27 protein-coding genes and 1 tRNA gene are annotated in these 26,882 nt (G+C 58.6%); 10 read left to right on the plus strand and 18 right to left on the minus strand.

Annotation, left to right across the window (positions count from 1 at the left end; translation table 11 throughout):
• Window positions 1-30: 30 nt before the first annotated feature.
• The 3 genes from BMX55_RS05345 to thrC are packed head-to-tail and all read left to right on the plus strand — an operon-like array spanning window position 31 to window position 4,064.
• On the plus strand, window positions 31-1,260 hold the full coding sequence (locus tag BMX55_RS05345; protein WP_091454017.1) for a pyridoxal phosphate-dependent aminotransferase: 1,230 nt from the start codon (window positions 31-33) through the stop codon (window positions 1,258-1,260).
• A gap of 26 nt (window positions 1,261-1,286) precedes the next feature.
• Complete coding sequence (locus BMX55_RS05350) at window positions 1,287-2,621, plus strand: homoserine dehydrogenase (protein WP_091454020.1); 1,335 nt, start codon at window positions 1,287-1,289, stop codon at window positions 2,619-2,621.
• A gap of 15 nt (window positions 2,622-2,636) precedes the next feature.
• The gene (gene thrC / locus BMX55_RS05355) at window positions 2,637-4,064 is read left to right on the plus strand and encodes a threonine synthase (RefSeq protein WP_091454024.1); all 1,428 of its coding nucleotides are present in this window, start codon (window positions 2,637-2,639) and stop codon (window positions 4,062-4,064) included.
• 12 nt (window positions 4,065-4,076) lie between these two features.
• Here the strand turns inward: thrC and BMX55_RS05360 are convergent, their stop codons facing one another.
• On the minus strand, window positions 4,077-4,406 hold the full coding sequence (locus BMX55_RS05360) for a hypothetical protein (RefSeq protein ID WP_091454027.1): 330 nt from the start codon (window positions 4,404-4,406) through the stop codon (window positions 4,077-4,079).
• 2 nt (window positions 4,407-4,408) lie between these two features.
• Entirely contained in the window at window positions 4,409-4,663 is a 255-nt protein-coding gene (locus BMX55_RS05365; protein WP_091454031.1) for a hypothetical protein, read from the minus strand.
• A 91-nt stretch (window positions 4,664-4,754) separates the two neighbouring features.
• Here BMX55_RS05365 and BMX55_RS05370 point away from each other — a divergent pair, with 91 nt between their 5' ends.
• The 3 genes from BMX55_RS05370 (at window position 4,755) to BMX55_RS05380 (ending at window position 5,906) form a co-directional block, all read left to right on the plus strand.
• Entirely contained in the window at window positions 4,755-4,985 is a 231-nt protein-coding gene (locus BMX55_RS05370) for a hypothetical protein (RefSeq protein WP_091454034.1), read from the plus strand.
• A gap of 63 nt (window positions 4,986-5,048) precedes the next feature.
• Window positions 5,049-5,125: transfer RNA gene (locus BMX55_RS05375), tRNA-Pro, on the plus strand.
• Between the two features lie 226 nt (window positions 5,126-5,351).
• A complete protein-coding gene (locus BMX55_RS05380) occupies window positions 5,352-5,906 on the plus strand; it encodes a GNAT family N-acetyltransferase (protein WP_177172826.1) in 555 nt (184 codons plus the stop codon).
• 14 nt (window positions 5,907-5,920) lie between these two features.
• Here the strand turns inward: BMX55_RS05380 and BMX55_RS05385 are convergent, their stop codons facing one another.
• The 8 genes from BMX55_RS05385 to BMX55_RS05420 form a co-directional block, all read right to left on the minus strand.
• A complete protein-coding gene (locus BMX55_RS05385) occupies window positions 5,921-6,241 on the minus strand; it encodes an integration host factor subunit alpha (protein ID WP_091454038.1) in 321 nt (106 codons plus the stop codon).
• The gene (gene pheT, locus BMX55_RS05390; protein WP_091454040.1) at window positions 6,238-8,685 is read right to left on the minus strand and encodes a phenylalanine--tRNA ligase subunit beta; all 2,448 of its coding nucleotides are present in this window, start codon (window positions 8,683-8,685) and stop codon (window positions 6,238-6,240) included. Before pheT ends, BMX55_RS05385 begins: the two co-directional genes overlap by 4 nt.
• Before the next feature lie 57 nt (window positions 8,686-8,742).
• Complete coding sequence (pheS, locus tag BMX55_RS05395) at window positions 8,743-9,795, minus strand: phenylalanine--tRNA ligase subunit alpha (protein ID WP_091454042.1); 1,053 nt, start codon at window positions 9,793-9,795, stop codon at window positions 8,743-8,745.
• Window positions 9,796-9,901: 106 nt separating this feature from the next.
• Window positions 9,902-10,261, minus strand: coding sequence for a 50S ribosomal protein L20 (rplT, locus tag BMX55_RS05400; RefSeq protein WP_091454043.1), 360 nt, complete (start codon window positions 10,259-10,261; stop codon window positions 9,902-9,904).
• A 26-nt stretch (window positions 10,262-10,287) separates the two neighbouring features.
• Window positions 10,288-10,491: a 50S ribosomal protein L35 gene (gene rpmI / locus BMX55_RS05405; protein WP_091454045.1), complete on the minus strand. Its 204-nt coding sequence runs from the start codon at window positions 10,489-10,491 to the stop codon at window positions 10,288-10,290.
• 163 nt (window positions 10,492-10,654) lie between these two features.
• A complete protein-coding gene (infC, locus tag BMX55_RS05410) occupies window positions 10,655-11,266 on the minus strand; it encodes a translation initiation factor IF-3 (RefSeq protein ID WP_091454875.1) in 612 nt (203 codons plus the stop codon).
• A 76-nt stretch (window positions 11,267-11,342) separates the two neighbouring features.
• Window positions 11,343-13,262, minus strand: a complete 1,920-nt coding sequence (gene thrS, locus BMX55_RS05415; protein ID WP_091454048.1) for a threonine--tRNA ligase — start codon at window positions 13,260-13,262, stop codon at window positions 11,343-11,345.
• A 202-nt stretch (window positions 13,263-13,464) separates the two neighbouring features.
• A complete protein-coding gene (locus tag BMX55_RS05420; protein ID WP_091454053.1) occupies window positions 13,465-14,433 on the minus strand; it encodes a chemotaxis protein in 969 nt (322 codons plus the stop codon).
• 314 nt (window positions 14,434-14,747) lie between these two features.
• Between BMX55_RS05420 and BMX55_RS05425 the strand changes: the two genes are divergently transcribed.
• On the plus strand, window positions 14,748-15,062 hold the full coding sequence (locus tag BMX55_RS05425) for a BON domain-containing protein (RefSeq protein WP_091454055.1): 315 nt from the start codon (window positions 14,748-14,750) through the stop codon (window positions 15,060-15,062).
• 49 nt (window positions 15,063-15,111) lie between these two features.
• Window positions 15,112-15,327: a CsbD family protein gene (locus tag BMX55_RS05430; RefSeq protein ID WP_091454065.1), complete on the plus strand. Its 216-nt coding sequence runs from the start codon at window positions 15,112-15,114 to the stop codon at window positions 15,325-15,327.
• A gap of 82 nt (window positions 15,328-15,409) precedes the next feature.
• Here the strand turns inward: BMX55_RS05430 and BMX55_RS05435 are convergent, their stop codons facing one another.
• The 4 genes from BMX55_RS05435 to BMX55_RS05450 all read right to left on the minus strand — a co-directional run bounded on the left by BMX55_RS05435 (window position 15,410) and on the right by BMX55_RS05450 (window position 16,917).
• On the minus strand, window positions 15,410-15,634 hold the full coding sequence (locus BMX55_RS05435; RefSeq protein WP_091454067.1) for a hypothetical protein: 225 nt from the start codon (window positions 15,632-15,634) through the stop codon (window positions 15,410-15,412).
• Window positions 15,631-15,789, minus strand: coding sequence for a DUF3309 family protein (locus BMX55_RS05440; RefSeq protein ID WP_091454069.1), 159 nt, complete (start codon window positions 15,787-15,789; stop codon window positions 15,631-15,633). Before BMX55_RS05440 ends, BMX55_RS05435 begins: the two co-directional genes overlap by 4 nt.
• Window positions 15,790-15,823: 34 nt before the next feature.
• Window positions 15,824-16,063, minus strand: a complete 240-nt coding sequence (locus BMX55_RS05445) for a hypothetical protein (RefSeq protein WP_091454070.1) — start codon at window positions 16,061-16,063, stop codon at window positions 15,824-15,826.
• 134 nt (window positions 16,064-16,197) lie between these two features.
• Window positions 16,198-16,917, minus strand: coding sequence for a Crp/Fnr family transcriptional regulator (locus tag BMX55_RS05450; RefSeq protein WP_091454072.1), 720 nt, complete (start codon window positions 16,915-16,917; stop codon window positions 16,198-16,200).
• 159 nt (window positions 16,918-17,076) lie between these two features.
• On the opposite strand from BMX55_RS05450, the gene BMX55_RS05455 reads away from it, so the two are divergent.
• On the plus strand, window positions 17,077-17,526 hold the full coding sequence (locus tag BMX55_RS05455) for an HIT family protein (protein ID WP_091454074.1): 450 nt from the start codon (window positions 17,077-17,079) through the stop codon (window positions 17,524-17,526).
• A gap of 17 nt (window positions 17,527-17,543) precedes the next feature.
• On the opposite strand, the gene BMX55_RS05460 is transcribed toward BMX55_RS05455, so the two are convergent.
• Window positions 17,544-18,596, minus strand: coding sequence for an adenosine deaminase (locus BMX55_RS05460; RefSeq protein ID WP_091454078.1), 1,053 nt, complete (start codon window positions 18,594-18,596; stop codon window positions 17,544-17,546).
• 167 nt (window positions 18,597-18,763) lie between these two features.
• Here BMX55_RS05460 and BMX55_RS05465 point away from each other — a divergent pair, with 167 nt between their 5' ends.
• On the plus strand, window positions 18,764-20,662 hold the full coding sequence (locus BMX55_RS05465; protein WP_091454081.1) for an EAL domain-containing protein: 1,899 nt from the start codon (window positions 18,764-18,766) through the stop codon (window positions 20,660-20,662).
• A 20-nt stretch (window positions 20,663-20,682) separates the two neighbouring features.
• On the opposite strand, the gene BMX55_RS05470 is transcribed toward BMX55_RS05465, so the two are convergent.
• The 3 genes from BMX55_RS05470 to BMX55_RS05480 are packed head-to-tail and all read right to left on the minus strand — an operon-like array spanning window position 20,683 to window position 26,715.
• On the minus strand, window positions 20,683-22,122 hold the full coding sequence (locus BMX55_RS05470) for an efflux transporter outer membrane subunit (RefSeq protein ID WP_091454085.1): 1,440 nt from the start codon (window positions 22,120-22,122) through the stop codon (window positions 20,683-20,685).
• A gap of 3 nt (window positions 22,123-22,125) precedes the next feature.
• Window positions 22,126-25,380 (minus strand): efflux RND transporter permease subunit, encoded by a 3,255-nt coding sequence (locus BMX55_RS05475; protein WP_091454088.1) that lies wholly within the window; start codon window positions 25,378-25,380, stop codon window positions 22,126-22,128.
• Window positions 25,381-25,392: 12 nt separating this feature from the next.
• Window positions 25,393-26,715 (minus strand): efflux RND transporter periplasmic adaptor subunit, encoded by a 1,323-nt coding sequence (locus tag BMX55_RS05480; RefSeq protein WP_091454091.1) that lies wholly within the window; start codon window positions 26,713-26,715, stop codon window positions 25,393-25,395.
• Between the last annotated feature and the right edge of the window lie 167 nt (window positions 26,716-26,882).

The raw sequence follows: 26,882 nt of genomic DNA on the forward strand, positions 1-26,882 counted from the left end.
TATAGGTTTCGCCCTGCTGCCCTTGCTGCCATGAAATCCATTCGCAAATCTGCCAAGCTCGCCAACGTCTGTTACGACATCCGAGGCCCGATCATGGACGCGGCCAAGCAGATGGAAGAAGACGGCCACAAAATCATCAAGCTCAACATCGGCAACTTGGCGGTGTTTGGCTTTGATGCCCCCGAAGAAATCCAACAGGACATGATCCGCAACCTGCCCAACTCGGCAGGCTACTCCGACAGCAAGGGCATTTTTGCTGCGCGCAAAGCGGTGATGCACGAAACCCAAAAGCAGGGTGTCAAGGGCGTGACCCTCGATGACATCTACCTAGGCAACGGTGCCAGTGAGTTGATCGCCATGGCCACCAACGCGCTGCTCGACACCGGCGACGAACTGCTGCTGCCCGCACCCGACTATCCGTTGTGGACGGCTTGCACCAGCCTCTCAGGTGGCACCCCCGTGCATTATTTGTGCGAAGAGGACAACGGCTGGATGCCCAGCTTGGACGACATCCGCGCCAAAGTCACACCACGCACCAAGGGTATTGTGGTGATTAACCCGAACAACCCTACGGGTGCGCTGTATTCAGACGAGTTGCTCAAAGGCATTGTGGCCATCGCCCGCGAGCATAACTTGGTGATTTTTGCCGACGAGGTCTATGACAAGGTGCTCTATGACGGCATCAAGCACACGCCACTAGCCAGCCTGAGCGAAGATGTGCTCACGCTCACCTTTAACTCGCTGTCCAAAAGCTACCGCTCCTGCGGCTACCGTGCAGGCTGGCTGGTGGTGTCGGGCGATAAAAAAGCCGCCAAAGACTACATTGAGGGCCTGAACATGCTCTCCAATATGCGCTTGTGCGCGAATGTGCCCGGCCAATGGGCCATCCAAACGGCGTTGGGCGGCTACCAAAGCATTAACGATCTCGTCTGTGAGGGTGGCCGCCTGCGCAAACAGCGCGATTTGGCCCATGCGCTCATCACCGCGATTCCGGGTGTCAGTTGCGTCAAACCACAGGCCGCGCTGTATATGTTTCCGCGCCTTGATCCGGCCATTTATCCGATCCAAGACGATCAGCAGTTCTTTTTGGAATTGTTGCAAGAAACCAAGGTCATGCTGGTGCAAGGCACAGGGTTTAACTGGCCTGCACCTGACCACTTCCGCATCGTGTTTTTGCCGCACGAGGCCGATCTGCGCGAAGCCATTGGCCGCGTAGCCAAGTTCTTGGAGCAGTACCGCAAACGCCATGGCACCGAGTAACCCTTCTTTTTATTGAGTAAATTTTTATGAAACCTATTCAAGTTGGCCTGCTGGGCATCGGCACCGTCGGTAGCGGCGTTTTTAACGTACTGCAACGCAATCAAGAAGAAATCAGCCGCCGCGCTGGCTGTGGCATCCAGATCACCATGGTGGCTGATCTGGACGTAGCACGCGCCCAAAGCGTGGTGGGCGAAGGCGTGCAGGTGGTGAGTGATGCCCGCGCCATCATTGCCAACCCCGATATCGACATCGTGGTCGAGCTGATTGGCGGCTACGGTATTGCCAAGGCGCTGGTGCTTGAAGCCATTGCTGCAGGCAAGCATGTGGTGACGGCCAACAAGGCCCTGCTGGCCGTGCATGGCACGGAGATTTTTGCTGCCGCCTCTGCCAAGGGCGTGATGGTGGCCTTTGAGGCCGCCGTGGCCGGGGGCATCCCGATCATCAAGGCGCTGCGCGAAGGCCTGACGGCCAACCGCATCCAGTGGCTGGCAGGCATCATCAACGGTACCACCAACTTTATCCTGAGCGAGATGCGCGACAAGGGCCTAGACTTTGACGTCGTGCTGAAAGAAGCGCAACGTCTGGGCTACGCCGAAGCTGACCCGACTTTTGATATTGAAGGCGTGGACGCCGCGCACAAGGCCACGCTGATGAGCGCGATTGCCTTTGGTATTCCGGTGCAGTTTGACAAGGCTTATGTTGAAGGCATCACCAAGCTGGGCGCTGCCGACATCAAATACGCCGAGCAACTGGGCTACCGCATCAAGCTGCTGGGCATCAGCAAGCGCACTGACAAGGGCATTGAGTTGCGCGTCCACCCCGCCCTAGTGCCTGCCAAGCGCCTGATTGCCAATGTCGAAGGCGCAATGAATGCCGTGGTGGTGCATGGCGATGCCGTAGGCACCACGTTGTACTACGGTAAGGGCGCGGGTTCCGAGCCTACCGCCAGCGCCGTGATTGCCGACTTGGTGGATATTGCCCGCCTGCACACCGCAGACCCACACCACCGCGTGCCGCACTTGGCCTTCCAATCGCATACGCTGGATGCCGCAATGGACAGCCTGCCAGTGCTGCCGATGAGCGAAGTGGTGACCAGCTACTACCTGCGCCTGCGCGTGGCCGACCAAGCCGGTGTGCTGGCCAAGGTAACGGGCATTTTGGCAGGTGCCGGTATCAGCATTGACGCCATGCTGCAACGCGAAGCCGATGAAGTGGGCGGCGAAGGCTCGACGCAAACCGACCTCATCATCCTGACCCACGACACCCGCGAAGGCACCATGAACGATGCCATCGCCCAGATGCAGCAGCTCCCTACGGTGCTGGCCAGCATCACCCGCATCCGCAAAGAAGAGCTGAACTAAGAGCGAGACACTGCCATGCTGTACCTCTCCACACGCGGCCACCCCGACCGCAAGCATTTTTGCGACATCCTGCTCGAAGGTTTGGCCCCCGATGGTGGCCTGTACCTGCCCGAACACTACCCCCAAGTGGACGACGCCACGCTCACGCGCTGGCGCACCGTTTATCACAAACAGGGCTACTCTGAGCTGGCGTTTGAGATTTTGTCGCTCTACATTGACGACATCCCCGCTGACGACCTGCGTGCCCTGTGCCACAAGACCTACACCGCTGCCGTGTTTGGCACCGGCGAGATCGTGCCGCTGCGCCACATTGAAAACAGCCTGTGGCTAGAAGCCCTGTCCAACGGCCCAACGCTGGCCTTCAAAGACATGGCAATGCAACTGCTAGGCAATCTGTTTGAATACGAGCTCAAGCGCCGGGGCGCACAGCTCAACATTCTGGGTGCTACCAGCGGCGACACTGGTAGCGCCGCAGAACACGCCATGCGCGGCAAAGAGGGCGTGCGCGTCTTCATGACCAGCCCGCATGGCCGCATGAGCGCCTTCCAGCAAGCGCAAATGTTCAGCCTGCAAGACGAGAACATCCACAACATCGCCATTGAAGGCGTGTTTGACGACTGCCAAGACATCGTCAAAGCCGTCAGCAACGATTTGGAGTTCAAGCGCAAGTACAAAATTGGCACCGTCAATTCCATCAACTGGGCACGTCTGTTGGCCCAAGTGGTGTACTACTTTGCCGGTTACATCCAAGCTACCGAGAGCAACGACCAAAAGGTCAGCTTTACCGTGCCCAGCGGCAACTTTGGCAATGTTTGTGCCGGGCATGTGGCACGCATGATGGGCCTGCCCATCGACACCTTGGTGGTAGCCACGAACGAAAACGATGTGCTCGATGAGTTCTTCCGCACCGGCGTGTACCGCGTACGCGCCAGCGCTGATACGCATGAGACCTCCAGCCCATCGATGGACATCTCGAAGGCCAGCAACTTTGAGCGCTTTATTTTTGACCTGCTGGGCCGCGATGGTGCGCAAGTACAAGCGCTGTTTGGCGATGCTCTGAGCAAAGAAGGCCGTTTTGACCTCAGCGGCCACCCCGCCTTTGCCCAAGCAGCGCAGCGCTACGGTTTTGCCAGCGGCAAGAGCACCCATGCCGATCGCTTGGCCACCATCCGCGACACATACGCCCGTTTTGGCATGACGATTGACACCCACACGGCTGATGGCGTGAAGGTGGCACGCGAGCACCGCTGCCCCGGCATCCCGATGCTGGTGCTAGAAACGGCCTTGCCCATCAAGTTTGCCGAGACCATTGTCGAAGCCTTAGGCCATGCGCCTGAGCGCCCCGCCAAGTTCTTGGGCATTGAAGATTTGCCCAAGCGCGTGCAGGTGATGCCTGCCAACGTGGAGCAAGTTAAAGCCTACATCGCCCAGCACTGCGATTGAATGGGATTGAACTCAGCAGGACGGCGCTTGCGCCGTCAGCTCGGGGCACGGCCACTCTAGCAACTCCGCCAGCCGCGTGACGATCCAAGTAGCTTCGGCCACTGAAACGCTCGCATCAGCAGCGCACAGCCCAGCATAGATGCGGCGCAATACCTCAAATTCTGACGGCACTTGCAACTGGTACAGCGTTTGCGCCTGCCCCACCAAGTGCCCGGCCAAGTCTTCACACAGCTCGTAACGCTCTCGCACCAAGGCGGTGCGCTCACGCAGGCGGCCACGGGCATCGCTGTACAGAGCGATGAACGATGGCGGGACAAAAATTTGGTTCTCGATGTCGGACATAGTCAATCGGGGGTAAACAGGCGCTCAAAGCGGGCTAGATCGGCGGGCAGCTCAAACGTGACCAACTGGCCCATTTTTTGATCGGCCAAGCGGCAAGCCGCAAACAAGGTGGCGGCACCGGCTAGGTTGTAATCTGGCAGGTGGATAAGCGCATAGGGGTAGGGCAAAAACAATTCGTGGACGAATATGGTGTTGCTGCTATTGCGCGGCGATGGATAGAGCTGGTAGGTGGCAGTAGTGATGGTAGAGGTAGCCATAGCGTGCCAATGGGCGTTAAAGAGGCGTTAAAGTGCAGCCCATGCTACCGGCATTTGCGCCGGACTTGCACAACAGCAAAGAAAGACAACGATGGCACGGGGAAAAAATGAATGGGCGACCAAGGTGTTTACACTGGTCAAATCGGGGCAACTGCCTGCGGCGGTGGCACAAATCAAGGTAGCGCCTACGGTGGCCGACCTGACCCGGCTGCAAACCCTGCTGGCCGCCTTGCCACCCACGCCAGCGCAAAAGCAACTGGACAAGGTGGTGGAGGAAGAGCGGGCCATGCTGGCTGCCCCGCGCCTGCACCGCTCGCCTTGAATGTGTAGAAAATTGAGCACCTTCTTGAGATGATGGTGTTTTCAGGTATATAATTCAAGTCTTCGGTGTGTGGCGCAGCCTGGTAGCGCACTTGCATGGGGTGCAAGGGGTCGAAGGTTCGAATCCTTTCACACCGACCAACAACCAGAACAAAGCCGTCCAACCTAGTACAGGTGGGCGGCTTTTTCATTGGGTGCATGCATTAGCCACTGTGCAGGCTAGGCTAAGAACACCAAGGCTGGCGGCTTTCACACAGTACCCGCTGCAATCCCCGACTGGCAAGCTCTTTAGACACCCGTTGAATGCAAAAAATACAGCGCACCACCAGCATGTATTAGCAGCGCCATGCGCCATGAATGGAGAAATATGCGTTCATTGAACTTCAAGGCAGCCACGCTGGCCGACCTCGACCGGATCATGGAACTAGAGGCCGCAGGCTTTGACCCCGGACACTGGGAAACACGGCAGGTCTATGCCCAGCGCATAGAGGTCTTTCCCGAAGGCTCTCTGCTAGCCTTTCACGAAGGAGAGAGCATTGGTTGCGTTTTCTGCGAGATGTGGCATGAAACGAGCGATGGCCCGGTACAAGCGGAACACTTTACCCTAGGACACGATATTCTTGAGCGCCACGACCCGGTGCATGGCAACACGCTGTATATCGCCTCCATGGTGCTAGATCCAGCGCTGCACGGGCGCGGCTGGAGCCAGCCACTGTTGCAGGGCTGCCTAGCACAGCTGGCCTCAGCCTATCCCCGGCTGCGCTCGGCGCTGCTGTTGGTCAATACCAATTGGACAGCAGCCCGGCGCACCTACACAGCGGCGGGCTTTCAGGAAGTGGCGCAGTTTCCGGGATTTTTTCAGCCCAGAGCACGGCCCGCCGAAGACGGCATCGTCATGCGCAGTCTACTGCTGCGCCCCTGACACTTGCCGGATGCTCAAGAAGCGGCGCGGGTCTGCACCAACGCTTTGAGCTTGCTGCTGGCGTGGAAAGTCACCACACGCCGCGCCCGGATGGGCGCTGGCTTGCCGGTGCGCGGGTTGCGTCCGGGGCGGGGTGGCTTATCACGCACCTGAAAATTGCCAAAACCCAGCAACTTGACCTCGTCTGCGGCCACCAGATGTTTGGTAATCAAGCCAAAGAAGGCATCGACGAGCTCTTGGATTTCGCGCTTGTTCAGCACGACTTCCTCTTGGAGCAGATCAATGAGCTGGGCCTTGGTCAGCACCGGGGCGGTGCTTTGTTCGGTATTGCTCATACCCGCAGCTTTGCGCCAGTTTGTTCGGCCAGTTGGGCCACCACAGCAGCCACGGCGGCTTCGATCTCGGCATCGGTCAGGGTGGCCTCGCCACTGCCCAAGGTCAGGCGCACGGCCAAGCTCTTTTCGCCCACGGCCAGCCCAGTGGCTGGTGCGGCCTCTGCGCCCTTGACGGGCTTGGGACGATAGACATCAAACAGCACGGCTTGGCGCAGCATGTCGGGCGACACGGCGGCTTCAATGGCAGCCATGAGTTGGGCATGGCTGACCTGTTCGGCCACGACCACGGCCAAATCGCGCTGCACGCTCTGGTGCTTGGGCACAGTTTTGAATTGGGGTACGCTGCGTTGCAGCACGGCGTCCAATTCCAACTCGAACAAGATGGGGGCTTGGGGCAGTTCCCACGACTGACGCCACTGGGGATGCAGTTCACCGACAAAGCCAATCGCCCGGCCAGCCAGCAACACACGGGCGCAGCGGCCTGGGTGCATAGCGGGGTGGGTGGCTGGCTCAAACTGCGCCTTGAGCGGGGCCAGCAGGGCCTCGACATCGCCTTTGGTGTCAAAGAAATCTACCGTTTGCTCTTTGCGGCCCCATTGCAGGCTGTCCGATGGGCCAAAGGCCAAACCGGCTACGCGCATGGGTTGGTCAAAGCCTTCGACGGTGTTGTCGCTGTTGGGCACGGCGGCATCGCGCAAGAACACCCGGCCCAGTTCAAACACGCGCACGCGCTCGGCGCGGCGATCGACATTGAACTTGAGCACCTGCAACAGCGAACCCAGCAAGGAGGAGCGCATCACGCCCATTTGGCTGGCAATGGGGTTGAGCAGCTTGATCGGCTGGACATTGCCTGCCAGCTCGCGCTCCCAGCGCTCTTCAACAAAGCTGAAATTGATGGTTTCTTGGTAGCCCAGCGCTGCCAGTTCGCGGCGCACAGCAAAGGCGCTGCGGCGGTTTTCGGCACGCAACTTGGGGGTGATGGGGGCCAGCGGCGGTGTGGTGGGCAACTGGTTGTAGCCGACCATGCGGGCCACTTCTTCGATCAGGTCTTCTTCGATGGTCAGGTCAAAGCGGTACGAAGGCGGCGTGACGGTGAGCACGCCATCGCCCTCTTGCACTGGCAGGCCCAAGCCCCGCAAAGCGTTGGCGCATTGCTGTTGCGTGACGGCCATGCCTAGCACTTTGGCGCAGCGCGCTACGCGCAGGGTGACGGGGCTGCGCTCAGGCAGGGCGGTTTGCTGGTCGTCGATGGGGCCGACTGTGGTGTCGGGGGTGCCACAGACGTCCATCACCAACTGGGTGATGCGCTCAATGTGCTCTACCGTGTATTGCGGATCGACGCCGCGCTCAAAACGGTGCCCAGCATCGGTAGAGAAGTTATAGCGGCGCGAACGGCCTGCAATAGCTTTAGGCCACCAGAAGGCGGCTTCGATGTAGATGTGGTGCGTATCGTCAGAGACAGCAGTGGCATCGCCACCCATGATGCCTGCCAGCGATTCGACTTGGCTATCGTCGGCAATCACGCCCACTTGCTCATCGACGGTGATGGTGTTGCCATTGAGCAGCTTGAGCTGTTCGCCGGGTTGGCCCCAGCGCACTTGCAGGCCACCGTGGATTTTGTCTAGATCAAAAATGTGCGAGGGGCGGCCCAGCTCAAACATGACGTAGTTAGAGATATCCACCAGCGGCGAAACGCTACGCTGACCGCAGCGGGCCAGCTTGTCCACCATCCACTGTGGCGTTTGGGCGCGGGTGTTGACGTTGCGCACAATACGGCCACTGAAGCGGCCACACAAATCAGGCGCTTGCACCGACACCGGCAGTTGGTCTGGGATGCCAACAGCCACGGCGGGAAACTCGGGTTGCAACAGCGGCGCGCCAGTGAGGGCGGAGAGTTCGCGGGCAATACCAAACACGCTCAGACAGTGGGCCAGATTGGGCGTGAGCTTGAGCGTGAGCAGGGTATCGTCGAGCTTGAGGTACTGGCGGATGTCTTGGCCGACCGGGGCATCCAGCGGCAGCTCCAGCAGCCCGGCGCTTTCTTCGGAGATTTGCAGTTCTCGTGCCGAGCACAACATACCTTGGCTCTCAACACCGCGCAGCTTGCCCAGTTTGATGATAAAGGGCTTGCCATCTGCGCCGGGGGGCAGTTCTGCCCCAACCAAGGCACAAGGGATTTTGATGCCGACGCGGGCATTGGCAGCACCACAAACGATATTGAGCAGCTCGCCCTGTCCGGCATCGACTTGGCAGACGCGCAGGCGGTCAGCATTGGGGTGCTGCACGGCCTCTTTGATTTCCCCGACCACGATGCGTGTGAACGGCGGTGCCACGGGCTGAAGTTCTTCGACTTCGAGGCCAGCCATGGTCAGCGTTTCGGCCAGTTGGGCCGTGGTGAGCGGGGGATTGCAAAATTCGCGCAACCAAGATTCGGGGAATTGCATAGTCAGACTCGGATACTTCAGGGGCCGGGCAGGGGAGCTGGAGGGGCTGGGTTCGCTTTATTGGAACTGCGACAGGAAGCGGATATCGCCGTCAAAGAACAGGCGCAGGTCATTGACGCCGTAGCGCAGCATGGTTAAACGATCCATGCCCATGCCAAAGGCAAAGCCGATGTACTTTTCGGGGTCTAGGCCCATATTGCGCACCACATTGGGGTGGACTTGGCCGGAACCGGCTACTTCGAGCCAACGGCCTGCCAGCGGGCCGGTTTGGAACTGGATGTCGATTTCAGCGCTGGGTTCGGTAAACGGGAAGAAGCTGGGGCGAAAACGCAGCACCAGATCATCGCTCTCAAAGAAGGTGCGGCAAAAATCGGTAAACACCACCTTCAGGTCTTTGAAACTGACGTTCTCGCCAATCCACAGCCCTTCACATTGGTGGAACATGGGCGAGTGCGTGGCATCGCTATCGACGCGGTAGGTGCGGCCCGGCACAATCACACGGATTTCGGGCATGGATTGGCCCGCATCAATCAGGGCGCGGTGCTGCTTGACGTGCTGCACGGCATGGCGCACCTGCACCGGGCTGGTATGGGTGCGCAGCAAATTGGGCGCTGTGGCCGAACCGCCTTCGACATAAAAAGTGTCGTGCATGGAGCGGGCGGGGTGGTCTTCGGGGGTGTTGAGCGCCGTGAAGTTAAACCAGTCGGCCTCAATCTCAGGGCCTTCGGCCACGTCAAAGCCCATCGAGCCAAAAATGCTTTCGATGCGCTCTTGGGTCAGGGAGACGGGGTGCAAACCCCCCATGCCGCGCTGGCGACCGGGCAGGCTGACATCGAGTGCCTCGGCCTTGAGTTGGACTTGCAACTCTGCGTCGGCCAGCGCTTGGCGGCGGGCGGTCAGGGCTGCTTCAATGGCCTGTTTAGCCACATTGATGGCTGCGCCGCGCGATTTCTTTTCTTCTACCGACAGCTGCGCCATGCCCTTCATCAGCTCAGTGATGCGCCCGGCCTTGCCCAAAAATTGGGCCTTGGCATTTTCTAGCTCGGCGGGGGTGGCACTTTGCGCGAACAACTGCTGTGCGCTTTCGACCAGAGAGTCCAACTCGTTCATTTTTTTCTGCTCTTGAAAAGGCACAAGGGCTAGTGCTTTGGCAAGCTCTAGCCCTTGTGGTTAGTGCGCTCACAGCTACTGCGGGCAGTAGCTACGGCTGTGAAACTCAAGCAGCCAGCTTGGCCTTGACTTGTTCCACGATGGCGCCAAAGGCGGCCTGGTCGTGCACGGCCAGATCGGCCAGCACCTTGCGGTCGATTTCGATAGCGGCTTTTTTCAGGCCGTTGGCGAATTGGCTGTAGGTCAGGCCCAGTGCACGAGCACCGGCGTTGATACGGGCAATCCAGAGGCGACGGAACACGCGCTTTTTGGCGCGGCGGTCGCGGTAGGCGTATTGGCCGGCCTTCATCACCGCCTGTTTGGCGATGCGATAGACGTTACCACGACGACCACGGAAACCCTTGGCCAGTTTCAGAACCTTTTTGTGACGGGCATGGGCCGTTACACCACGTTTGACGCGAGGCATGTGTTTACTCCTTGTTCGTCAGTGAATTACAAGCCGCACTTGGGCAGCATTTGCGCCATGTGACCCATATTGGTCTCATGAACGGCAGCCACACCACGCAACTGGCGCTTGTTCTTGGTAGTCTTCTTGGTCAAAATGTGACGCTTGAAGGCATGACCGCGCTTGACGGTACCACCTGGACGAACGCGAAAGCGCTTTTTAGCGCTGCTCTTGGTCTTCATTTTGGGCATGTGAATGCTCCTTTGTTTGTGCTCGTGAGGCGTTTGCAAACGGACTTGCAAACTTGTTGGCCCCGAGACACTTCTAAATGGCAGGCCAAGCCTGCCGCAAAGGGTGCGCTAGGCGCGCCCTTTGGTTTCCTGCACCAGCTTGCGCCAGTGCGGGCAATAGGGTTTAGTGGGCAGCGTCTGCGCCGCCGTCGGCGGGTTTAGCGCCGCCACCGCCACCAGCTTTTTTGCGCGCCGGAGCGATCATCATGATCATCTGGCGGCCTTCAAGGCGGGGGAACTGCTCGACCAAGATGGTATCGGCCAAGTCATCGCGCAAGCGGTTGAGCAAGGCCAAGCCCAGTTCTTGGTGGGTGATTTCACGGCCACGAAAACGCAGCGTGATTTTGCACTTGTCGCCATCGGCCAGAAAACGACGGATATTGCGCAACTTGATGTTGTAGTCGCCGTCATCGGTGCCGGGGCGGAACTTGACTTCCTTGATTTCAATGACCGTCTGCTTGGCTTTGGCTTCAGCAGCACGCTTTTGCTCTTGGTACTTGAACTTGCCGTAGTCCATCAGACGGCACACCGGCGGGTTGGCCGTGGCGGCAATTTCTACCAAGTCCACATCCAACTCGCCTGCCATGCGCAGCGCTTCCATCAGGCTGACTACGCCCAAGGGCTCATTTTCAGGGCCGGACAGGCGCACTTCGGGGGCCGCGATTTCGCGGTTGAGACGGTGCTTGCGCTCTTCGCGGTGGCGACGATCACGAAATTCAGTAGCTATGGCTATCACCTTCAATCAAAATGCTACGAAAAGCGTAGCGGCTTTCAAGCAGTCAGCAAGCGCCACGCCGTGATTTTATTAAAAATCACTGTTTAGCGACAACGGCTTGGGTGATGAGTTCAATGAACGCATCAACCGACATGACACCTAGGTCTTTATTGCCCCGGGCACGCACTGCGACTGTACCGGCTGCACGCTCCTTATCGCCAGCGACAAGGATGAACGGCAACTTCTGCATAGAATGCTCGCGTATTTTATACGTAATCTTCTCGTTACGAAGATCTGTTGCCACACGCAAGGGGTGTTGGGGCAGTGCTTTTTGCAAACGCGCCGCTACTTCACGGCAATAATCGGCCTGATCGTCGGTGATGTTGAGCACCGCCACCTGCACCGGGGCCAGCCACGTAGGCAGGGCACCGGCGTGTTCTTCGATCAAAATACCGATAAAACGCTCTAAGCTGCCCACAATAGCGCGGTGCAAAATCACTGGGCGCTTGCGTACACCGTCTTCGGCCACATACTCGGCATCGAGGCGCTCGCTCAGGTTAAAGTCCACCTGAATCGTGCCGCACTGCCATTCGCGGCCAATGGCATCCTTGAGCGTGTACTCAATTTTCGGGCCATAAAAGGCACCGTCGCCCTCCGAGATCACAAACTCGCAGCCCGAATGGCGCAGGCTGTCCATCAGCGCTTGCTCGGCCTTGTCCCACAACTCATCGGAGCCAATGCGCGCCGCTGGCCGGGTCGAGACTTTGTACAAAATGTTGGTAAAGCCAAAGTCGGCATAGACTTGCTTGAGCACCTTGGTAAAGGTGTCGCACTCAGGCAAAATTTGGTTTTCGGTGCAAAAGATGTGGCCATCGTCTTGCGTAAAACCGCGCACACGCATGATGCCGTGCAAGCCACCCGAAGGCTCGTTGCGGTGGCACTGGCCAAACTCGCCGTAGCGCAGCGGCAAGTCGCGGTAGCTCTTGATGCCTTGCTTAAAAATCAGGATATGGCCGGGGCAGTTCATCGGCTTGAGCGCGTAATCGCGCTTTTCCGACTCAGTCACAAACATGTTGTCGCGGTACTTGTCCCAGTGGCCCGTTTTTTCCCACAGCGTCTTTTCCAAGATTTGTGGGCCTTTGACTTCTTGGTAGCCATTTTGGCGATAGACGGTGCGCATGTACTGCTCCACCTCTTGCCACAGCGTCCAGCCCTTGGGGTGCCAAAACACCAAACCGGGGGCGTGCTCGTCCATGTGGAACAAATCGAGCTCGCGACCCAACTTGCGGTGGTCGCGCTTTTCGGCTTCTTCTAGGCGGGTCAGGTACTGTTGCAGCTCGTCTTTGCTCGTCCAAGCCGTACCATAGATACGTTGCAGCATCTCATTGTGGTGATCGCCGCGCCAATAGGCACCCGCCACCTTCATCAGCTTGAAATGCTTGAGTTTGCCGGTGCTGGGCACGTGCGGGCCACGGCACAGGTCTTCAAAATCGCCTTCGCGGTACAGGCTCACGTCCTCATTGCTGGGGATGCTGGCAATCAGCTCGGCCTTGTAGTTCTCGCCCAAACCCTTAAAGTAAGCCACCGCCTCGTCGCGCGGCAGCACGCGGCGCACGATAGGCTCATCCTTGTTTGCCAACTCGCTCATCTTCTTTTCGATGGAGGCCAAGTCTTCTGGCGTGAACGGGCGCTTGTACGAAAAATCGTAATAAAAGCCGTTGTCGATCACCGGGCCAATAGTGACTTGCGCCTCAGGAAACAACGCCTTGACCGCGTAGGCCAACAAGTGCGCAGTAGAGTGGCGAATCACTTCCAAGCCATCGGCGTCCTTGGCCGTGATGATAGCCAGCGGGCTGTCTTGGGTGATTTGATAGCTGGTATCCACCACTTTATCGCCAATTTTGCCCGCCAATGCCGCCTTAGCCAGACCGGCACCAATCGAGGCTGCGACTTCGGCCACCGTCACCGGGCCGGGAAATTGACGTTGCGAGCCGTCAGGAAGCGTGATGTTCAACATGGGGCAATGGAAAAATAAAAACGCGGCTCTGGGGCCGCGCTAAAAAACAAGAAAGAAAACCGGTGCAGGCGCGAACTGCCGCCCATCAATGGGCAGAAACCAACTCCGTGGTTGTCGTTCGCGGTGTCATAACCTAAGCACCTTTCTTGCACTGAAAAAGGAGAAATCGAAGCCTCCATTCTCCCATAAAACCCAGCGGCCTTTATTTGCTCCGGGCTGGCAATACGCCATGCAAGGTGGCGGCCAAGTCTTCGGCAGAGAACTTAGCCACATAACCATCGGCCCCCACGCCGCGCACATGGTCTTCGTTGGCCGAGCCTGACAGCGAAGAGTGAATCACCACCGGTAGCCCCTTAAAGCGGATGTCACCCTTGATGTTGCGTGTCAAGGTAAAACCATCCATCTCTGGCATTTCCAGATCGGTGAGCACCAAGCACACCTTGTCCATGATGGTTTTGCCTTGGGCAGCAGCCTGATCGGCCAACACCTGCAAGCGCTCCCAAGCCTCTTTGCCTGTTTTAACCATCTCATAGGGCGCATGCAGATGCTGCAACTCTTGCTCGATCAAGGTGCGGGCAACAAAAGAATCGTCGGCGGCCAAAATGATAGTGCCTGGTTTGATATTCAGGTCTGAGCGGGGCCGTTGCGCCTCATGTTGGGTTTGCTCTTGTGGCGAGACCATCTGCAAAATGGCTTCGACATCCAGCACTTGAGCCAAGCGCGTGCCATCGGTGTTGCCATCGAGCCGTGCGATGCTCGTCACCAGCTTGCCAGCAGCACCACTGCTCTCGGCTGACAACACTTGGTTCCAGTCCAAGCGCACGATGTCTTCTACCGACTCCACGGCAAACGCTTGGGTGGTACGAGCAAACTCCGTCACCAACATGATGTTCAAGCCAGTAGCGGGCTTGCAGCCCACAATGGCGGGCAAATCGAGCACCGGGATGACCTGGCCGCGCAAATTGACCACCCCCAAGGAGTGGGCAGTGCCCCCGGCAATCGGGGTAATGCTGGGCATGGCCACAATCTCGCGAATTTTGAACACATTGATGCCAAACAGCTCTGATTGCCCCAGCGCGTTATCAGTCCCTAAACGAAACAGCAGCAGCTCAAACTTGTTGGAGCTGGTGAGGTTGGTCCGCTCATCAATCTCGTGTTGTACAGATTTCATTGAATATCCTTTACGCGGAGTCTCGCGCTGGCAAATTCTAGGTTCTGGCGCGCAGTTGTACGAGACCGATTGCAACAAAAAAATCCTTTGAAACATTTCAAAGGCCACTGGTGCGTGAGCACAGTTTACTTGCAGTACCAGCGCAGCGTCATAAGCAATACCTCTATGTTCGCTAACGCACGGACAACAACGGGCCTAGAGAACTACCCTGCCAGCATCCGTACACTCTTTCTGGAGGCATACCAGTCCATGCCTTGGGGGTGGCGGTTATTTACGAGCCGACACTCGTCAACGACTACGACTGGAGCATCTCTATGATCATTCGCCCCTTCCTTGCTGCCGCCCTTGCCGCAGTGGCCCTGCTCAGTGCCACCGGCTGCGCCGTTGGCCGTGACCAAGAAACGGTTGGTGCCTACATCGACGACGCTGGCATCACCACGATAGTCAAGTCACGCCTGTTTGAAGACAAACGGGTAGCTGGCACCTCCATCAGCGTCGAAACTCTCAACGGCACTGTGATGTTATCGGGTTTTGCCAAGAATGCAGAAGAGAAAAGCGTAGCCGAACACATTGCCCGCCAAGCCAAGGGCGTGCGCTCGGTCAAAAACGAGATTGCCATCCGTCCCTGACACCGTTTTTTAGCAGCGTCCACATCACCACACACACAAGGAGTTCACTATGAACTGGGATCAAATCAAGGGCAATTGGAAACAAGTAGCTGGCAAAGCCAAAGAACAATGGGGCCAGTTGACCGAAGACGATCTGGACATCGTTGCCGGACGCCGTGAGCAGCTCGCGGGCAAAATCCAAGAGCGCTACGGCATTGCCAAAGAAGACGCAGAAAAGCAACTGGCCGACTGGGAACGCAAGGCCAGCGAGTCTTGGTTCAAGTAACTAACCTGCTAATCCATCAAAGCGGCCCCTTGGGGCCGTTTTGCTTTGCACCTATCGCCAGCCCATCGCTGGTAACGCTACCTCACCTCAACGCATGCGCGGCTCTCCCGGTCGGTTGACAGTGAACACCGCCTCCGGTGCTTTGGTCATTAAAACCAAAATGCTCAAAATTGCCGATTTCGCGCTCACTGGTAAAGAAACTCCCGCCAGAGCCCTTGCTTTCAAAAAAGTTGACTTGCGCGCTGGCTTGTTGGGTGGCCAGAGCTACCACGGTGAGGGCGCATGCAGTCTTGAATACGTCTTTCATAAACGCCCTGTCAACAGCATAATGAGGATGACCACCACCACCACACTCAACAAGCCACTGGGGCCATAACCCCAGCCACGGCTGTGCGGCCAAGAAGGAACAACGCCGATCAGCATCAAGATCAGCACAATCAACAATAGGGTACCCAAGCTCATAGAGTGTCTCCTTGCATTGGTAGGTGAAGAACGCTCAATAGGGGGGCGCTGCTGGCGGGGCCACGATCACTGTGGTGCTTTTTCCAGATTGTCCGGTGGCACCTTGCGCCCCCGGTTTGCCATCCGTGCCACTGACTCCCTTGGGCCCAGCAGGGCCGGGTACGGCTGCCGGGGAGGCAGCAGGAACTTGGATCACCACGGGCGGCGGCTTGTCGCCACACGCCACCAAGCCCAGCGTCAGGAGCAGCACTGCTGCCAGTGAAAGGGGAGTCATTCAGGATCCTTTGAACCTAACTGGGAGCACCCAAAACGGCACCTCCGAAGGCTTGAAGGCTAGACACTCACCCCTTATCGGTCGGTACGCTAGCGAACACAGTCCGCTTTTTACCGTGCTTGTAGCCGCTGAGGCTATTGCGCCAGCATTGCTGGCAGCAGCCGGTCGTACTCGCGCTTGACCACGGCATAACACTCGCAGGTGCGCAGTTCAATCCCCTTGCGGTCAAGTACCGTGATACGTCCGCGTGCATAGCGGATCAGGCCCGCCGCTTGCAGCCGGAGCGCCGCTTCGGTCACGCCCTCGCGGCGCACCCCCAGCATATTGGCCATTAGCTCTTGCGTCATCACCAGTTCATTGCCTTGTAGGCAATCCATACTAAGCAGCAGCCAGCGACACAATTGCTTGTCTAGCGAATGGTGCCGGTTGCACGCTGCTGTTTGCGTCATTTGCGAAATCAGCGCTTGGGTGTAGCGCAGCAGCAGCCGCATAAAGGGGCCGGACAGATTGAACTCATTTTTAATTCTTTGCGCATTGAGCCGCATCCCCATCCCAGCGCTTTGCACCACGCCTCGGCTGGGGGTGGTGTCGCCGCCCAGAAACAGTGAGACACCAACCACGCCCTCGCGGCCAATCACGGCAATTTCTGCCGAAGCGCCACTTTCCATGACATAGAGCACCGACACAATGGCGGTGGTAGGAAAGTAGGCATAGGCCATCGGCTGCCCAGACTCATAAAGCACCTGCCCCAGCGGCAATTCCACAGGCTCCAGAAAGTGCCCTATGCGCTGCCATTCGATATCGGACAGCGCGGCAAGCAAATGGTTAGCTTTGGAATGGTTTATCTGGAGCATGGAGCCTTTTTGGTGATGTGGTGGGGCGCAAATGTCTGCAAACCTACCTTACACAGTGCTCGCAGCACGCTGCCCTGAATGTTGCATTGTGCGCGCTTTCGTGGGGCTGCGCACAGACCAAACCGCGTACTATTCCAAAACCACTGCAGGAGTCCTACCATGCCGATGTTTGTCGATACCTCGCCGCCGGGCCAATGTATTTTTTGCCGCCTCGTGGCCGGAGAAATCCCCGCCGCCCGCGTCTATGAAGATGCACTCACCATCGCTTTCATGGACATCGGCCAAGTCAACCCCGGCCATGTGCTGGTGGCTACCAAACGCCATGCCGCCACCCTACTGGACATCACCCCCGAAGAAGCCGCTGCCGTGATGCAAACAGCGCAACGCGTGGCCAGTGCCATCCAAGCCACTTTTGACCCGCCCGGCCTCACGCCGCTGCAAGCCAATGGCCGTGAGGGCGACCAGACGGTGTTCCACTTCCATTTGCATGTGGTGCCGCGCCACGCGCAAGACGGTATCGCACTAAGCTGGCCGCGCAAGAACCCCGATGCTGCCACCTTGCAAGACTATGCTGCACAACTGACTCGCGCCATTGCGCCCACACCTTGAACGGCAGCGGTACCGGCTCAATAGTCGTGCTCGACAAAGAGCTCAAACACCTCTTTGAGCCGGTGCTGCCACAGGCGCTTGTCGGCCTCGGGCGCAAAGCTGGCCTCAAAGCTGTTGCTAGCCAACTGATAGGCATGGCGGGCCGTCATATCAGTGGCCGCAAACACCTGCACCAAGTTGTCGTTGAGGTAGCCACCAAAATAAGCCGGGTCGTCAGAGTTGACCGTCGCGCACAAGCCCGCCTCTAGCAACTGGGGCAGGTTGTGGTCTTTGAGGTTAGGAAACACACACAGCTTTTGGTTCGATAGCGGGCACACCGTCAGTGGAGTGCGGTTTTGTGCCAGCCGTTGCACCAGTGCCACATCGTGCAGGGCTTGCACACCGTGGTCAATGCGCTCGGCCCCCAGCACATCAAGCGCACTCCAAATATAGGCTGGTGGCCCTTCTTCGCCCGCATGGGCCACCACATGCAGCCCCAACTCGCGGCAGCGGGCAAACACGCGGGCAAACTTTTCTGGCGGATGGCCCACCTCGCTGCTATCCAAGCCCACACCAATGAACTTGTCTTGCCACGGCAGCGCCTGCTCTAGTGTGGCAAAGGCATCTTCCTCGCTCAGGTGGCGCAAAAAGCACAAAATGAGCGTGGCGCTGATGCCCGACTCGGCCCGTGCATCTTGGCAAGCACGGTGCAAGCCGTGGATCACGGTTTCCATCGGCACACCGCGCGCAGTGTGCGTTTGCGGATCAAAAAAGATTTCGGCGTGAACCACGTTGTCTTGCACGGCACGGGCCAGATAGGCACGGGCCATGTCGTAAAAGTCCTGCTCGTGCAACAGCACACTGGCCCCAGCGTAGTAAATATCCAAAAAACTCTGCAAATTGCTAAAAGCGTAGGCGCTGCGCAGCGCCTGCACACTGGCATAGGGCAGGGTGACGCCATTGCGCTGGGCCAAAGCAAAAATCAACTCTGGCTCTAAGGAGCCTTCAATGTGAATATGCAGCTCGGCCTTGGGCATGGCACGCAGCAACTCCGGCAAACGGGCGGCAGATACAGGGGGAATCTTGAACATGATGAACGTCTCCTTTGTGCCAGCTTACTGCCAATCGCTACCGAGAGAAACCGTCATAGTTTTTATTGCTTTTTCGGCTTTTAGTTTGCGCCATTTTGGTGTAATAGCACTGTCACTCAAGAACGCTAGGCTCGGTGCATTCTCCCTCATGCACAGGACATCAGCACATGCCTTTGACCGCTTCTATAGCCTGCGAAAGAGTGCTTACCACCCTGTCACCGGCCCTGCGCCAAGGTCAGGGCTTGCTGGCCAAGCTGGTGCGTTCGGGCCAACTGCACTGCGTTTTTCAACCATTGGCCGATTTGCGCTCAGGCACCATCTACGCCCATGAGGCACTGATTCGCGGCCCCGAAGGCACCGCTTGGCACACCCCCGACACCTTGCTCGATCTTGCCCGGCGCGAACATTTGTTACAAGATTTTGAGATCTTTTGTGCCTACACCGCCTTACAGGAGTGGGGAGCCTCCGGCGCAGATGGGCGCGTGTTTGTCAATATCAGTGCCGATGCGCTGGTGCAGGCCCTGTCGTTGTCGGGCACCCAAGGGCTGGTCGGTATGGTGCGCAGCTGGGGCGTCAAGCCGCGCATGGTGGTGCTAGAAATCACGGAACACGAGCGCGTGGGCGATATGGCCCAATTGCGCCACGCCGTGCAAAACGTTCATGCCGCCGGAATGCGGCTGGCCTTAGATGATTTTGGCGATGGGCGCTCTAGCCTGCGGGTGTGGTCTGAGATCAAACCCGATTTTGTGAAAATCGACAAATACTTTGTGCGCGACATCAGCGCCCAGCCGCAAAACCTGCAAATGGTGCAGGCCATCAAGGGCATCGCCCAAGTATTTGGCACCACACTCATTGCCGAGGGCATAGAAACCCCCGCCGACTTGCGCGCCATTCGCGATCTAGACATCACCTATGGTCAGGGCTGGCTGCTGGGCCGTCCGGCCCGCCAAGCGGCCCACGCCCTGCCCACTTTGGCGCAAGAGATCTTGCAAGACCAGCGCGTGGCCGTGTTGCCCCATGCAATGCAAACACCCACCCCGGCTGGCGTGCTGCGCCATATCTCTGTAGTGGCTGCCCCCACCTTGATGCCCGACACCGAAAATGATGCCGTAGCAGCGTGCTTCAAACAGCACAGCCACCTGCACGCACTGGCCATTGTCGAGGACGAGCGCCCCATCGCACTCATCAACCGCCAAAGCTTCATGACCAACTACGCCACACTGTATTTTCGTGAACTGCATGGCCGTAAATCGTGTCTGGCCTTTGCCAATCTACAACCCAGAGTGGTAGAGCGCGACTGCGATGTCGCGCAACTCCTAGGCATCCTGACCTCACAAGACCAGCGCTATTTGAACGATGGCTTTATCGTGACGGACAATGGCCGTTATGTCGGCCTAGGCACCGGCGAGCAACTGGTGCGCGCCGTGACGGAAGCACGGGTAGAGGCCGCCCGCCATGCCAACCCCCTGACCTTCTTGCCCGGCAACATCCCCATCAGCCAGCATATCCAGCGCCTGCTCGACCACCATGTGGCCTTTGTGGCTTGTTATGCCGATCTGAACCATTTCAAGCCCTTCAATGACCAGTACGGCTACTGGCGCGGCGATGAAATGATCCGGCTGCTGGCACGCGTCACCACCAGCCATGCCGATGCCGAGCGCGATTTTGTCGGCCATGTGGGCGGCGATGATTTTTTGCTGGTGTTCCAAAGCCCCGACTGGCTAGCGCGCTGCCACGCCATCGTCAGCGAGTTTGCCCAAGAAGCACGTAAATTGTTTGACCCGGAAGCACAACGGGCCGGAGGCATTCAGGCCGAAGACCGGCATGGTGTGCTGCGTTTCTTTCCCTGCACCACGGTCTCGGTAGGGGCTACCTGCATTGCCCCCGGCCAGCTCACCCAAGCCGAAGATGTGGCCAACCTAGCGGCAATGGCCAAGCACGAGGCCAAGCGCAGCACCCTGCCGGTGGTGGTGCATGGTGGCGGCCAGCGCCCCCACCCACACCTGATGGCCGTGCCACGTAGCACCGACCTAGATGCTGCCCCACGCGAGGCATTGGTCGCCTGAGCCTCTGGGGCTTGCCCCCCCTATCGGGCAGTGGCGGGTGCCGCCTCCGGGGCTTTCCACCCCCCACCGATGGCCTTGTACAGGGCAATCTGGTTTTGCCGCTGTGCCAACTGGGTTTGTGCCAGAGCCTGCTGGCTGGCAAACAGCGTGCGCTGGGCGTCGAGCACCTCTAGGTAATTGGCAACACCATTGCGATAGCGCAAATCGGCTAGCCGAAAGCGCTCTGTCTCTGCCTGTGCCTGCTCTTGCTGCGCCTGCAACTGTGGCCCCAGCGTGGCAAAACCGGCCAGTGCATCGGCCACCTCACGGAAGGCCGTTTGGATAGCTTTCTCATACTGTGCCAGCGCCAAGTTGCGCCCCGCTTGGGCAGCCTCCAGATTGGCCTGATTGCGCCCTGAATCAAAAATAGGCAACAGCGCCTGCGGTGCCAAAGTCCAACCCCAAGAACCGCTTTCGAATAAACCTGACAGCGCGCCACTGGCAGTGCCTGCACTGGCCGTCAGCGCAATGCGCGGAAAGAAAGCCGCACGGGCTGCGCCAATATTGGCGTTGGCAGCCAGCAATTGCTGCTCAGCAGCCCGAATATCGGCACGGTGTATCAACAAATCAGAGGGCAGCCCCACTGGCACCTCGCGCAATACCGGCGCGCCCAGCGTACCAGCACCCGACTCCAACAACGCTTCAGGCGGGGTGTGGCCCACCAACTGAGTCAGGGCATTGATATCTAAGGCGCGCAGGCGCTGCTGCTGGGCCAAGGTAGCTTTGGCCGACGCCAACAAAGACTGGGCTTGGCGCACATCCAACGCTGAAGTCACGCCACGCTCAAAACGCAGGTGCACCAGCCGCAAAGAGTCTTCGCGCGTAGCTAAGGTGTGCTGCGTCAGGGCCAACAGTTCGTTGTTGGTTTGCAAACTCAGCCACGTGCTAGCCACCGAGGCCACCAAGCTAGTCTGCACCGCATTGCGCGCTTCTTGGGTAGCCAAAAATTGCGCCAGCGCCGCATCCTTCAGACTGGCAATACGGCCAAAGAAGTCGATTTCCCACGATGTCAACAGCAAGCCTGCGGTGTAAGCACTGCTAATGTTGCCACTGCCGTCGGTTTTGGGCTGGCGGTTACCTGTGACCCCGGCGTTGATGCTCGGGAGCTGATCCGCGCTACGAATCTGGTATTGCGCCCGCGCCTGTTCGATATTGGCCACGGCCACATGCAAATCGCGGTTGTGCTGCAAGGCCAGCGCCACCAGCTCGCGCAAACGGGTATCGGCAATAAAGTCTTGCCATGCGGCAACATCTGCTGCCGCAGGGGTGTGGGTAGCGATGGCGGTGCCCTGTGCCGGCCACTGCGCCGCCACGGGAGCCTCCGGGCGCACATAATCTGGCGTCATGGAGCAGCCCGCCAGAGACAAGACGGCCAGCAAGCTAGCCCAAGCCAAGGGCCGGAAAGAAAAATTCAGCGGCATGGTTCAGTGCTCCTTGTGATTGATAGCTGGATGTTGCCCTTGGTGCAAGGCACGTTTTTCTGCTTCAGACAAACCTTCTTCCGCTTGGGCCAAGAAGGCAGCGCCTGCTTCGGCAGTGATACCTGCCTCTTCGGCATGGTGCTTAAAGCGCTCGCGCTGGCGCTCGCTGTCCTTAAACAGGCTGCGCACCACGACAAAGAAAATCGGCACCAAAAACACCGCCAACACCGTGCCCACCAACATACCCGAAATAACGCCGGTACCAATGGCACGCTGGCTGGCCGAGCTGGCCCCGGTGGCCATCGCCAATGGCACCACACCCAGCATAAAGGCCAACGAGGTCATGATGATGGGGCGAAAGCGCAAATGCGCAGCCGCCAAAGCTGCCTCCAACACGCTCTCGCCTTGGGCTTGCAAGTCTTTGGCAAACTCAATAATCAAAATCGCATTTTTGGCCGATAAGCCAATAATGGTGATAAGGCCCACTTGGAAATAAACGTCGTTGCTCATGCCGCGTGCGCTCACGCCCAGCAGCACCCCCAACACCCCCAACGGCACCACCAAAATCACGGCCAACGGAATCGACCAGCTCTCATACAGCGCCGCCAGTGCCAAGAACACCGCCAAAATAGCAAAACCGTACAAAATGATGGCTTGCGAGCCAGCCAGCTTTTCTTCGCGCGATTGGCCTGTCCACTCAAAGCCAAAACCCGGTGGCAACTGGGCGGCAAAACGCTCCATCTCGGCCATGGCGTCGCCCGTGCTGTAGCCCGGTGCCGCACCGCCAGAGATACGCATGGCCGGATAGCCGTTGTAGCGCACGGTTTGCATAGCCCCTGAAATCCAGCGCGTGCTAGCAAACGCCGACAGCGGCACCGCTTTGCCCATGTTGTTCACTGCTGTGAGTTTTAAGATGTCTTCAGGCTGCATCCGCTCTTTGGCCTCGGCCTGCACCACCACGCGCTGCAAGCGCCCAGCATTCGGAAAATCATTCACATAGGCCGAGCCTAACGCCGTAGAGATGGTGCTGTTGATGGCCGCAAAACTTACCCCTTGGGCATTGGCCTTGTCACGGTCAATATCTACCTGCAACTGGGGCGCATCCTCTAGGCCATCGGGGCGCACGCCCTCCAACACCTTGCTTTGGCGCGACATACCTAGCATTTGGTTGCGCGCCGCTACCAGCGCATCATGACCATTACCGCCACGGTCTTGCAAGCGGAAGGTAAAACCCGAACTGGTGCCCAGTTCTGGAATCGGCGGCGGATTGAGCGGGAAGATAAAAGCATCGCGCACGCCCATCAAAGCACCCATCGCCCGCTTGGCCAGTGCCTCGGCGCTGTGCGCCTCACCGGGGCGCTCGGCCCAGTCTTTCAGCGTCACAAACGACAGGCCCGCGTTCTGGCCTTGTCCAGAAAAGCTAAAGCCCAGCACCGCAACCATGCTTTTCACTTCGGGCTGCGCCAGCATAAAGGCTTCTACTTTTTCTGCCACAGCGCGGGTACGCTCTTGCGTCGCCCCCGGTGGCAACTGGATATTGACCAGCACATTGCCTTGGTCTTCATTGGGCAAGAAAGAGGTAGGCAAGCGCAAATACAGCACCCCCACAGCCGCCACCAGTGCCACATAAATCACCATCACCCGGCCCGAGCGGCGCAGCAATTTGGCTACCCAGCCCTCATAACCTTTGGTACTGCGGGCAAAGCCCCGGTTAAAGGCTCCAAAAAAGCCGGTTTTGGCATGGCCGTGGCCTGCTTTGACCGGTTTGAGCAGCGTGGCACACAGCGCGGGCGTGAGTGACAGCGCCATGAAAGCCGAGAAGGCAATAGACACCGCCATCACCGCCGAAAATTGGCGGTAGATATTGCCCACCGAACCGGCAAAAAAGGCCAGCGGCACAAACACCGCAATCAGCACCACCGTAATGCCGATGATGGCCCCGGAGATTTGGCTCATCGCTTTGCGCGTGGCCTCTAGCGGCGACAAGCCCTCCTCGCCCATGATGCGCTCAACGTTCTCCACCACCACAATGGCATCGTCCACCACAATGCCGATCACCAGCACCATGCCGAACATGGTGAGCACGTTGATGGAGAACCCCATAGCCAGCAGTGCGCCAAAGGTGCCCAGCAGTGCCACCGGCACCACAATGGTCGGAATGATGGTGTAGCGGAAGTTCTGCAAGAACAGGTACATCACCAAAAACACCAGCACAATGGCTTCGAGCAGCGTCTGCGCCACCTGCTTGATGGAGATTTTGATGAAGTTCGAGCTATCGTAAGGAATAGACCACACTACGCCGGGTGGAAAAAACTTTTCCAACTCTGCCAGCCGCACCTTGACAGCCTCTGCCGCCGCCAAGGCATTGCCCGACGGCGACAACTGCAAGCCCATACCAGCGGCGGGCTTGCCATTGAGCCGTGCGCTGGTGGCGTAAGACTGTGACCCCAACTCAATGCGCGCCACATCCTTCAGGCGCACCGTAGAGCCATCGGCATTGGCGCGCAGCACAATGCTGCCAAATTCTTCTACGCTGCTCAGTTGGCCGGGCACCACCACCGTGGCCGAAATCGTTTGGCCCACCATGTGGGGCAATTCACCCAAGCTACCCGCAGACACTTGGGCATTTTGTGCTTGGATAGCCGCCGCCACCTCTGCTGCCGACAGGTTGTAACCCTGCAACTTGGCCGGATCGACCCACACACGCATCGCACGCTCGGAACCAAACAACTGCACTTGGCCGATACCCGGCAGGCGTTGTAACTCTGGCACCACATTGCGCGAGGCGTAATCGCTCAAGGCCGAAACATCCACCTTCGGGTCATTGGACGAGAGCATGGCAAACAGCAAGAAGTTGGAGCGCGCCTTGTCCACGCGCACACCTTGCTGGTTAACCACCGCAGGCAGGCGCGGCGTAGCGCGCGACAGGCGGTTTTGCACTTCCACCTGTGCCAGCTCGGCATTGGTGCCCGGCTCAAAGCTCAAAGTGATGGTGCCTGAGCCATTGGCTTGGCTCACGGTTTCGACATAGGCCAAACCGGGCGCACCGTTCATCTCGCGCTCAATCACCGCCAATACACTGTCTTCCAGCGTCTGGGCCGAAGCACCGGGATAGGCCGCCGTGACCACGATGGTGGGCGGTGCCACTGCCGGGTACTGGGCAATGGGCAGCTTGGTGATAGACACCGCTCCCAGCACCATGATAAACAGGGCAATCACCCACGCAAAAATGGGCCGGTCGATAAAAAATTTAGCCATACCGTAGGCTCCTTACTGCTTGGCGGCACTGGCCGCTGCCGCTGGTGCTGGTGCTGCTGCGGAAGCAGCCTTATCGGTAGCTGGTGCTGGTGGCTGCGGCGCTGCGGGCTGGCCACCCAGTGCCTGCCACGGCACCGCCTTGACAGGGGTGCCCGGTGGCAACATTTGCAGCTTCTGGAAGCCATCGACCATCACCTGCTCACCGGCCTTCAGGCCATCTAACACTACCCATTGGTTGTTACGGGCGGCACCCACCTTCACGCTGCGTGGCACCAGTTTGCCCTCGGCAGTAACAATCGTCACCTTGTCGCCTTGCTGGGTGCGCGTGACCGCCTGCTGCGGCAGCGTGATGGCATCAGACACTTGGGCTTGCTCTAAGCGCACACGCACATACAGGCCGGGCAGCAACTCCCCCTTGGGGTTGGGCACTTCGGCACGCAGGGTGATTTGGCCGGTAGTAGCATCCACCGTCAAATCAGAGAACAACAGCTTGCCCGCCAAAGGATATTCACTGCCATCATCGAGCACGACACGGATACTGGCGGCATCCTTGCCCCCTGCGCGCTTGAGCTGCCCCGACTCCAAGGCGCGGCGCAGTTTCATCACCTCGGCAGCAGATTGGGTAAAGTTGACATACACCGGATGAATCTGCTGAATCACCGCCAGCGGCGTGCTCTCACCCTGCCCCACCAAGGCCCCCTCGGTCACCAAAGCCCGGCCAATACGGCCCGAAATCGGTGCAGTTACGCTGGCATAGCCTAGGTTGATCTGTGCCGTCTGCACTGCTGCTTGGCCTGCTGCCACATCGGCACGCGCTTGCTGATGCCCAGCCACGGCATTGGCATACTCTTGCCGACTCACGGCATCAGCCTCCACCAGTGGCTGGTAGCGTTCGGCCAGCGCTGCTGCTTGGCTCAAGTTGGCTTGTGCCCGTGCCAATTGGGCTTGGGCCGTTTGCAAGGCAGCTTGGTAGGGGGCGGCATCAATGGCAAAGAGCGGCTGGCCCTGTTTCACCTCAGCACCTTCGGTAAACAAACGCTTTTGCACAATACCTGCGGCGCGCGCCCGCACCTGAGCCACCCGTGAGGCTTCTAGCCGCCCCGGCAGTTCTGTTACCAGCCCCACATCGCCCAAGGCGGCCGTTACTACCCCGACTTCTGGGGGTGGCATCTTGCCTGCCGGGCCGCCCGGCCCCGCAGCGGGAGCCTCTGGCTTACCGCAGCCCGCCAACAACAAAGCAACGGCCAGCCCAGCAGCACTGGCAGCACGAAAAGACCCGCGATGCCAGAACGGCGCAGGAGAAAAAACAGTTTGGGAAGGGCGCACAGCAGGCATGGCAGGAATCCTTTGGGGGAAAAAGGCAGTGCAAGCAAAAAATACCCACCATCTTGGCAAGGTAGCACACGCACTGCACTGTCCTGAGTCCGCAGGACAGTCAAAGAAGGAAAGCAGTATACATACATTCTCGAATGTATGTATAGTGCAACCTTTGCCCTTGACAT

This window comes from Giesbergeria anulus, assembly GCF_900111115.1.
GTDB classification, from domain to species: domain Bacteria; phylum Pseudomonadota; class Gammaproteobacteria; order Burkholderiales; family Burkholderiaceae_C; genus Simplicispira; species Simplicispira anulus.

What these genes read in the sequence shown, in the direction of transcription:
- BMX55_RS05345 (WP_091454017.1), top strand. Translation starts at nt 31, where the DNA reads ATGAAATCCATTCGCAAATCTGCCAAGCTCGCCAACGTCTGTTACGAC.
- BMX55_RS05350 (WP_091454020.1), top strand. Translation starts at nt 1,287, where the DNA reads ATGAAACCTATTCAAGTTGGCCTGCTGGGCATCGGCACCGTCGGTAGC.
- thrC (WP_091454024.1), top strand. Translation starts at nt 2,637, where the DNA reads ATGCTGTACCTCTCCACACGCGGCCACCCCGACCGCAAGCATTTTTGC.
- BMX55_RS05360 (WP_091454027.1), bottom strand. Translation starts at nt 4,406, where the DNA reads ATGTCCGACATCGAGAACCAAATTTTTGTCCCGCCATCGTTCATCGCT.
- BMX55_RS05365 (WP_091454031.1), bottom strand. Translation starts at nt 4,663, where the DNA reads ATGGCTACCTCTACCATCACTACTGCCACCTACCAGCTCTATCCATCG.
- BMX55_RS05370 (WP_091454034.1), top strand. Translation starts at nt 4,755, where the DNA reads ATGGCACGGGGAAAAAATGAATGGGCGACCAAGGTGTTTACACTGGTC.
- BMX55_RS05380 (WP_177172826.1), top strand. Translation starts at nt 5,352, where the DNA reads ATGCGTTCATTGAACTTCAAGGCAGCCACGCTGGCCGACCTCGACCGG.
- BMX55_RS05385 (WP_091454038.1), bottom strand. Translation starts at nt 6,241, where the DNA reads ATGAGCAATACCGAACAAAGCACCGCCCCGGTGCTGACCAAGGCCCAG.
- pheT (WP_091454040.1), bottom strand. Translation starts at nt 8,685, where the DNA reads ATGCAATTCCCCGAATCTTGGTTGCGCGAATTTTGCAATCCCCCGCTC.
- pheS (WP_091454042.1), bottom strand. Translation starts at nt 9,795, where the DNA reads ATGAACGAGTTGGACTCTCTGGTCGAAAGCGCACAGCAGTTGTTCGCG.
- rplT (WP_091454043.1), bottom strand. Translation starts at nt 10,261, where the DNA reads ATGCCTCGCGTCAAACGTGGTGTAACGGCCCATGCCCGTCACAAAAAG.
- rpmI (WP_091454045.1), bottom strand. Translation starts at nt 10,491, where the DNA reads ATGCCCAAAATGAAGACCAAGAGCAGCGCTAAAAAGCGCTTTCGCGTT.
- thrS (WP_091454048.1), bottom strand. Translation starts at nt 13,262, where the DNA reads ATGTTGAACATCACGCTTCCTGACGGCTCGCAACGTCAATTTCCCGGC.
- BMX55_RS05420 (WP_091454053.1), bottom strand. Translation starts at nt 14,433, where the DNA reads ATGAAATCTGTACAACACGAGATTGATGAGCGGACCAACCTCACCAGC.
- BMX55_RS05425 (WP_091454055.1), top strand. Translation starts at nt 14,748, where the DNA reads ATGATCATTCGCCCCTTCCTTGCTGCCGCCCTTGCCGCAGTGGCCCTG.
- BMX55_RS05430 (WP_091454065.1), top strand. Translation starts at nt 15,112, where the DNA reads ATGAACTGGGATCAAATCAAGGGCAATTGGAAACAAGTAGCTGGCAAA.
- BMX55_RS05435 (WP_091454067.1), bottom strand. Translation starts at nt 15,634, where the DNA reads ATGAAAGACGTATTCAAGACTGCATGCGCCCTCACCGTGGTAGCTCTG.
- BMX55_RS05440 (WP_091454069.1), bottom strand. Translation starts at nt 15,789, where the DNA reads ATGAGCTTGGGTACCCTATTGTTGATTGTGCTGATCTTGATGCTGATC.
- BMX55_RS05445 (WP_091454070.1), bottom strand. Translation starts at nt 16,063, where the DNA reads ATGACTCCCCTTTCACTGGCAGCAGTGCTGCTCCTGACGCTGGGCTTG.
- BMX55_RS05450 (WP_091454072.1), bottom strand. Translation starts at nt 16,917, where the DNA reads ATGCTCCAGATAAACCATTCCAAAGCTAACCATTTGCTTGCCGCGCTG.
- BMX55_RS05455 (WP_091454074.1), top strand. Translation starts at nt 17,077, where the DNA reads ATGCCGATGTTTGTCGATACCTCGCCGCCGGGCCAATGTATTTTTTGC.
- BMX55_RS05460 (WP_091454078.1), bottom strand. Translation starts at nt 18,596, where the DNA reads ATGTTCAAGATTCCCCCTGTATCTGCCGCCCGTTTGCCGGAGTTGCTG.
- BMX55_RS05465 (WP_091454081.1), top strand. Translation starts at nt 18,764, where the DNA reads ATGCCTTTGACCGCTTCTATAGCCTGCGAAAGAGTGCTTACCACCCTG.
- BMX55_RS05470 (WP_091454085.1), bottom strand. Translation starts at nt 22,122, where the DNA reads ATGCCGCTGAATTTTTCTTTCCGGCCCTTGGCTTGGGCTAGCTTGCTG.
- BMX55_RS05475 (WP_091454088.1), bottom strand. Translation starts at nt 25,380, where the DNA reads ATGGCTAAATTTTTTATCGACCGGCCCATTTTTGCGTGGGTGATTGCC.
- BMX55_RS05480 (WP_091454091.1), bottom strand. Translation starts at nt 26,715, where the DNA reads ATGCCTGCTGTGCGCCCTTCCCAAACTGTTTTTTCTCCTGCGCCGTTC.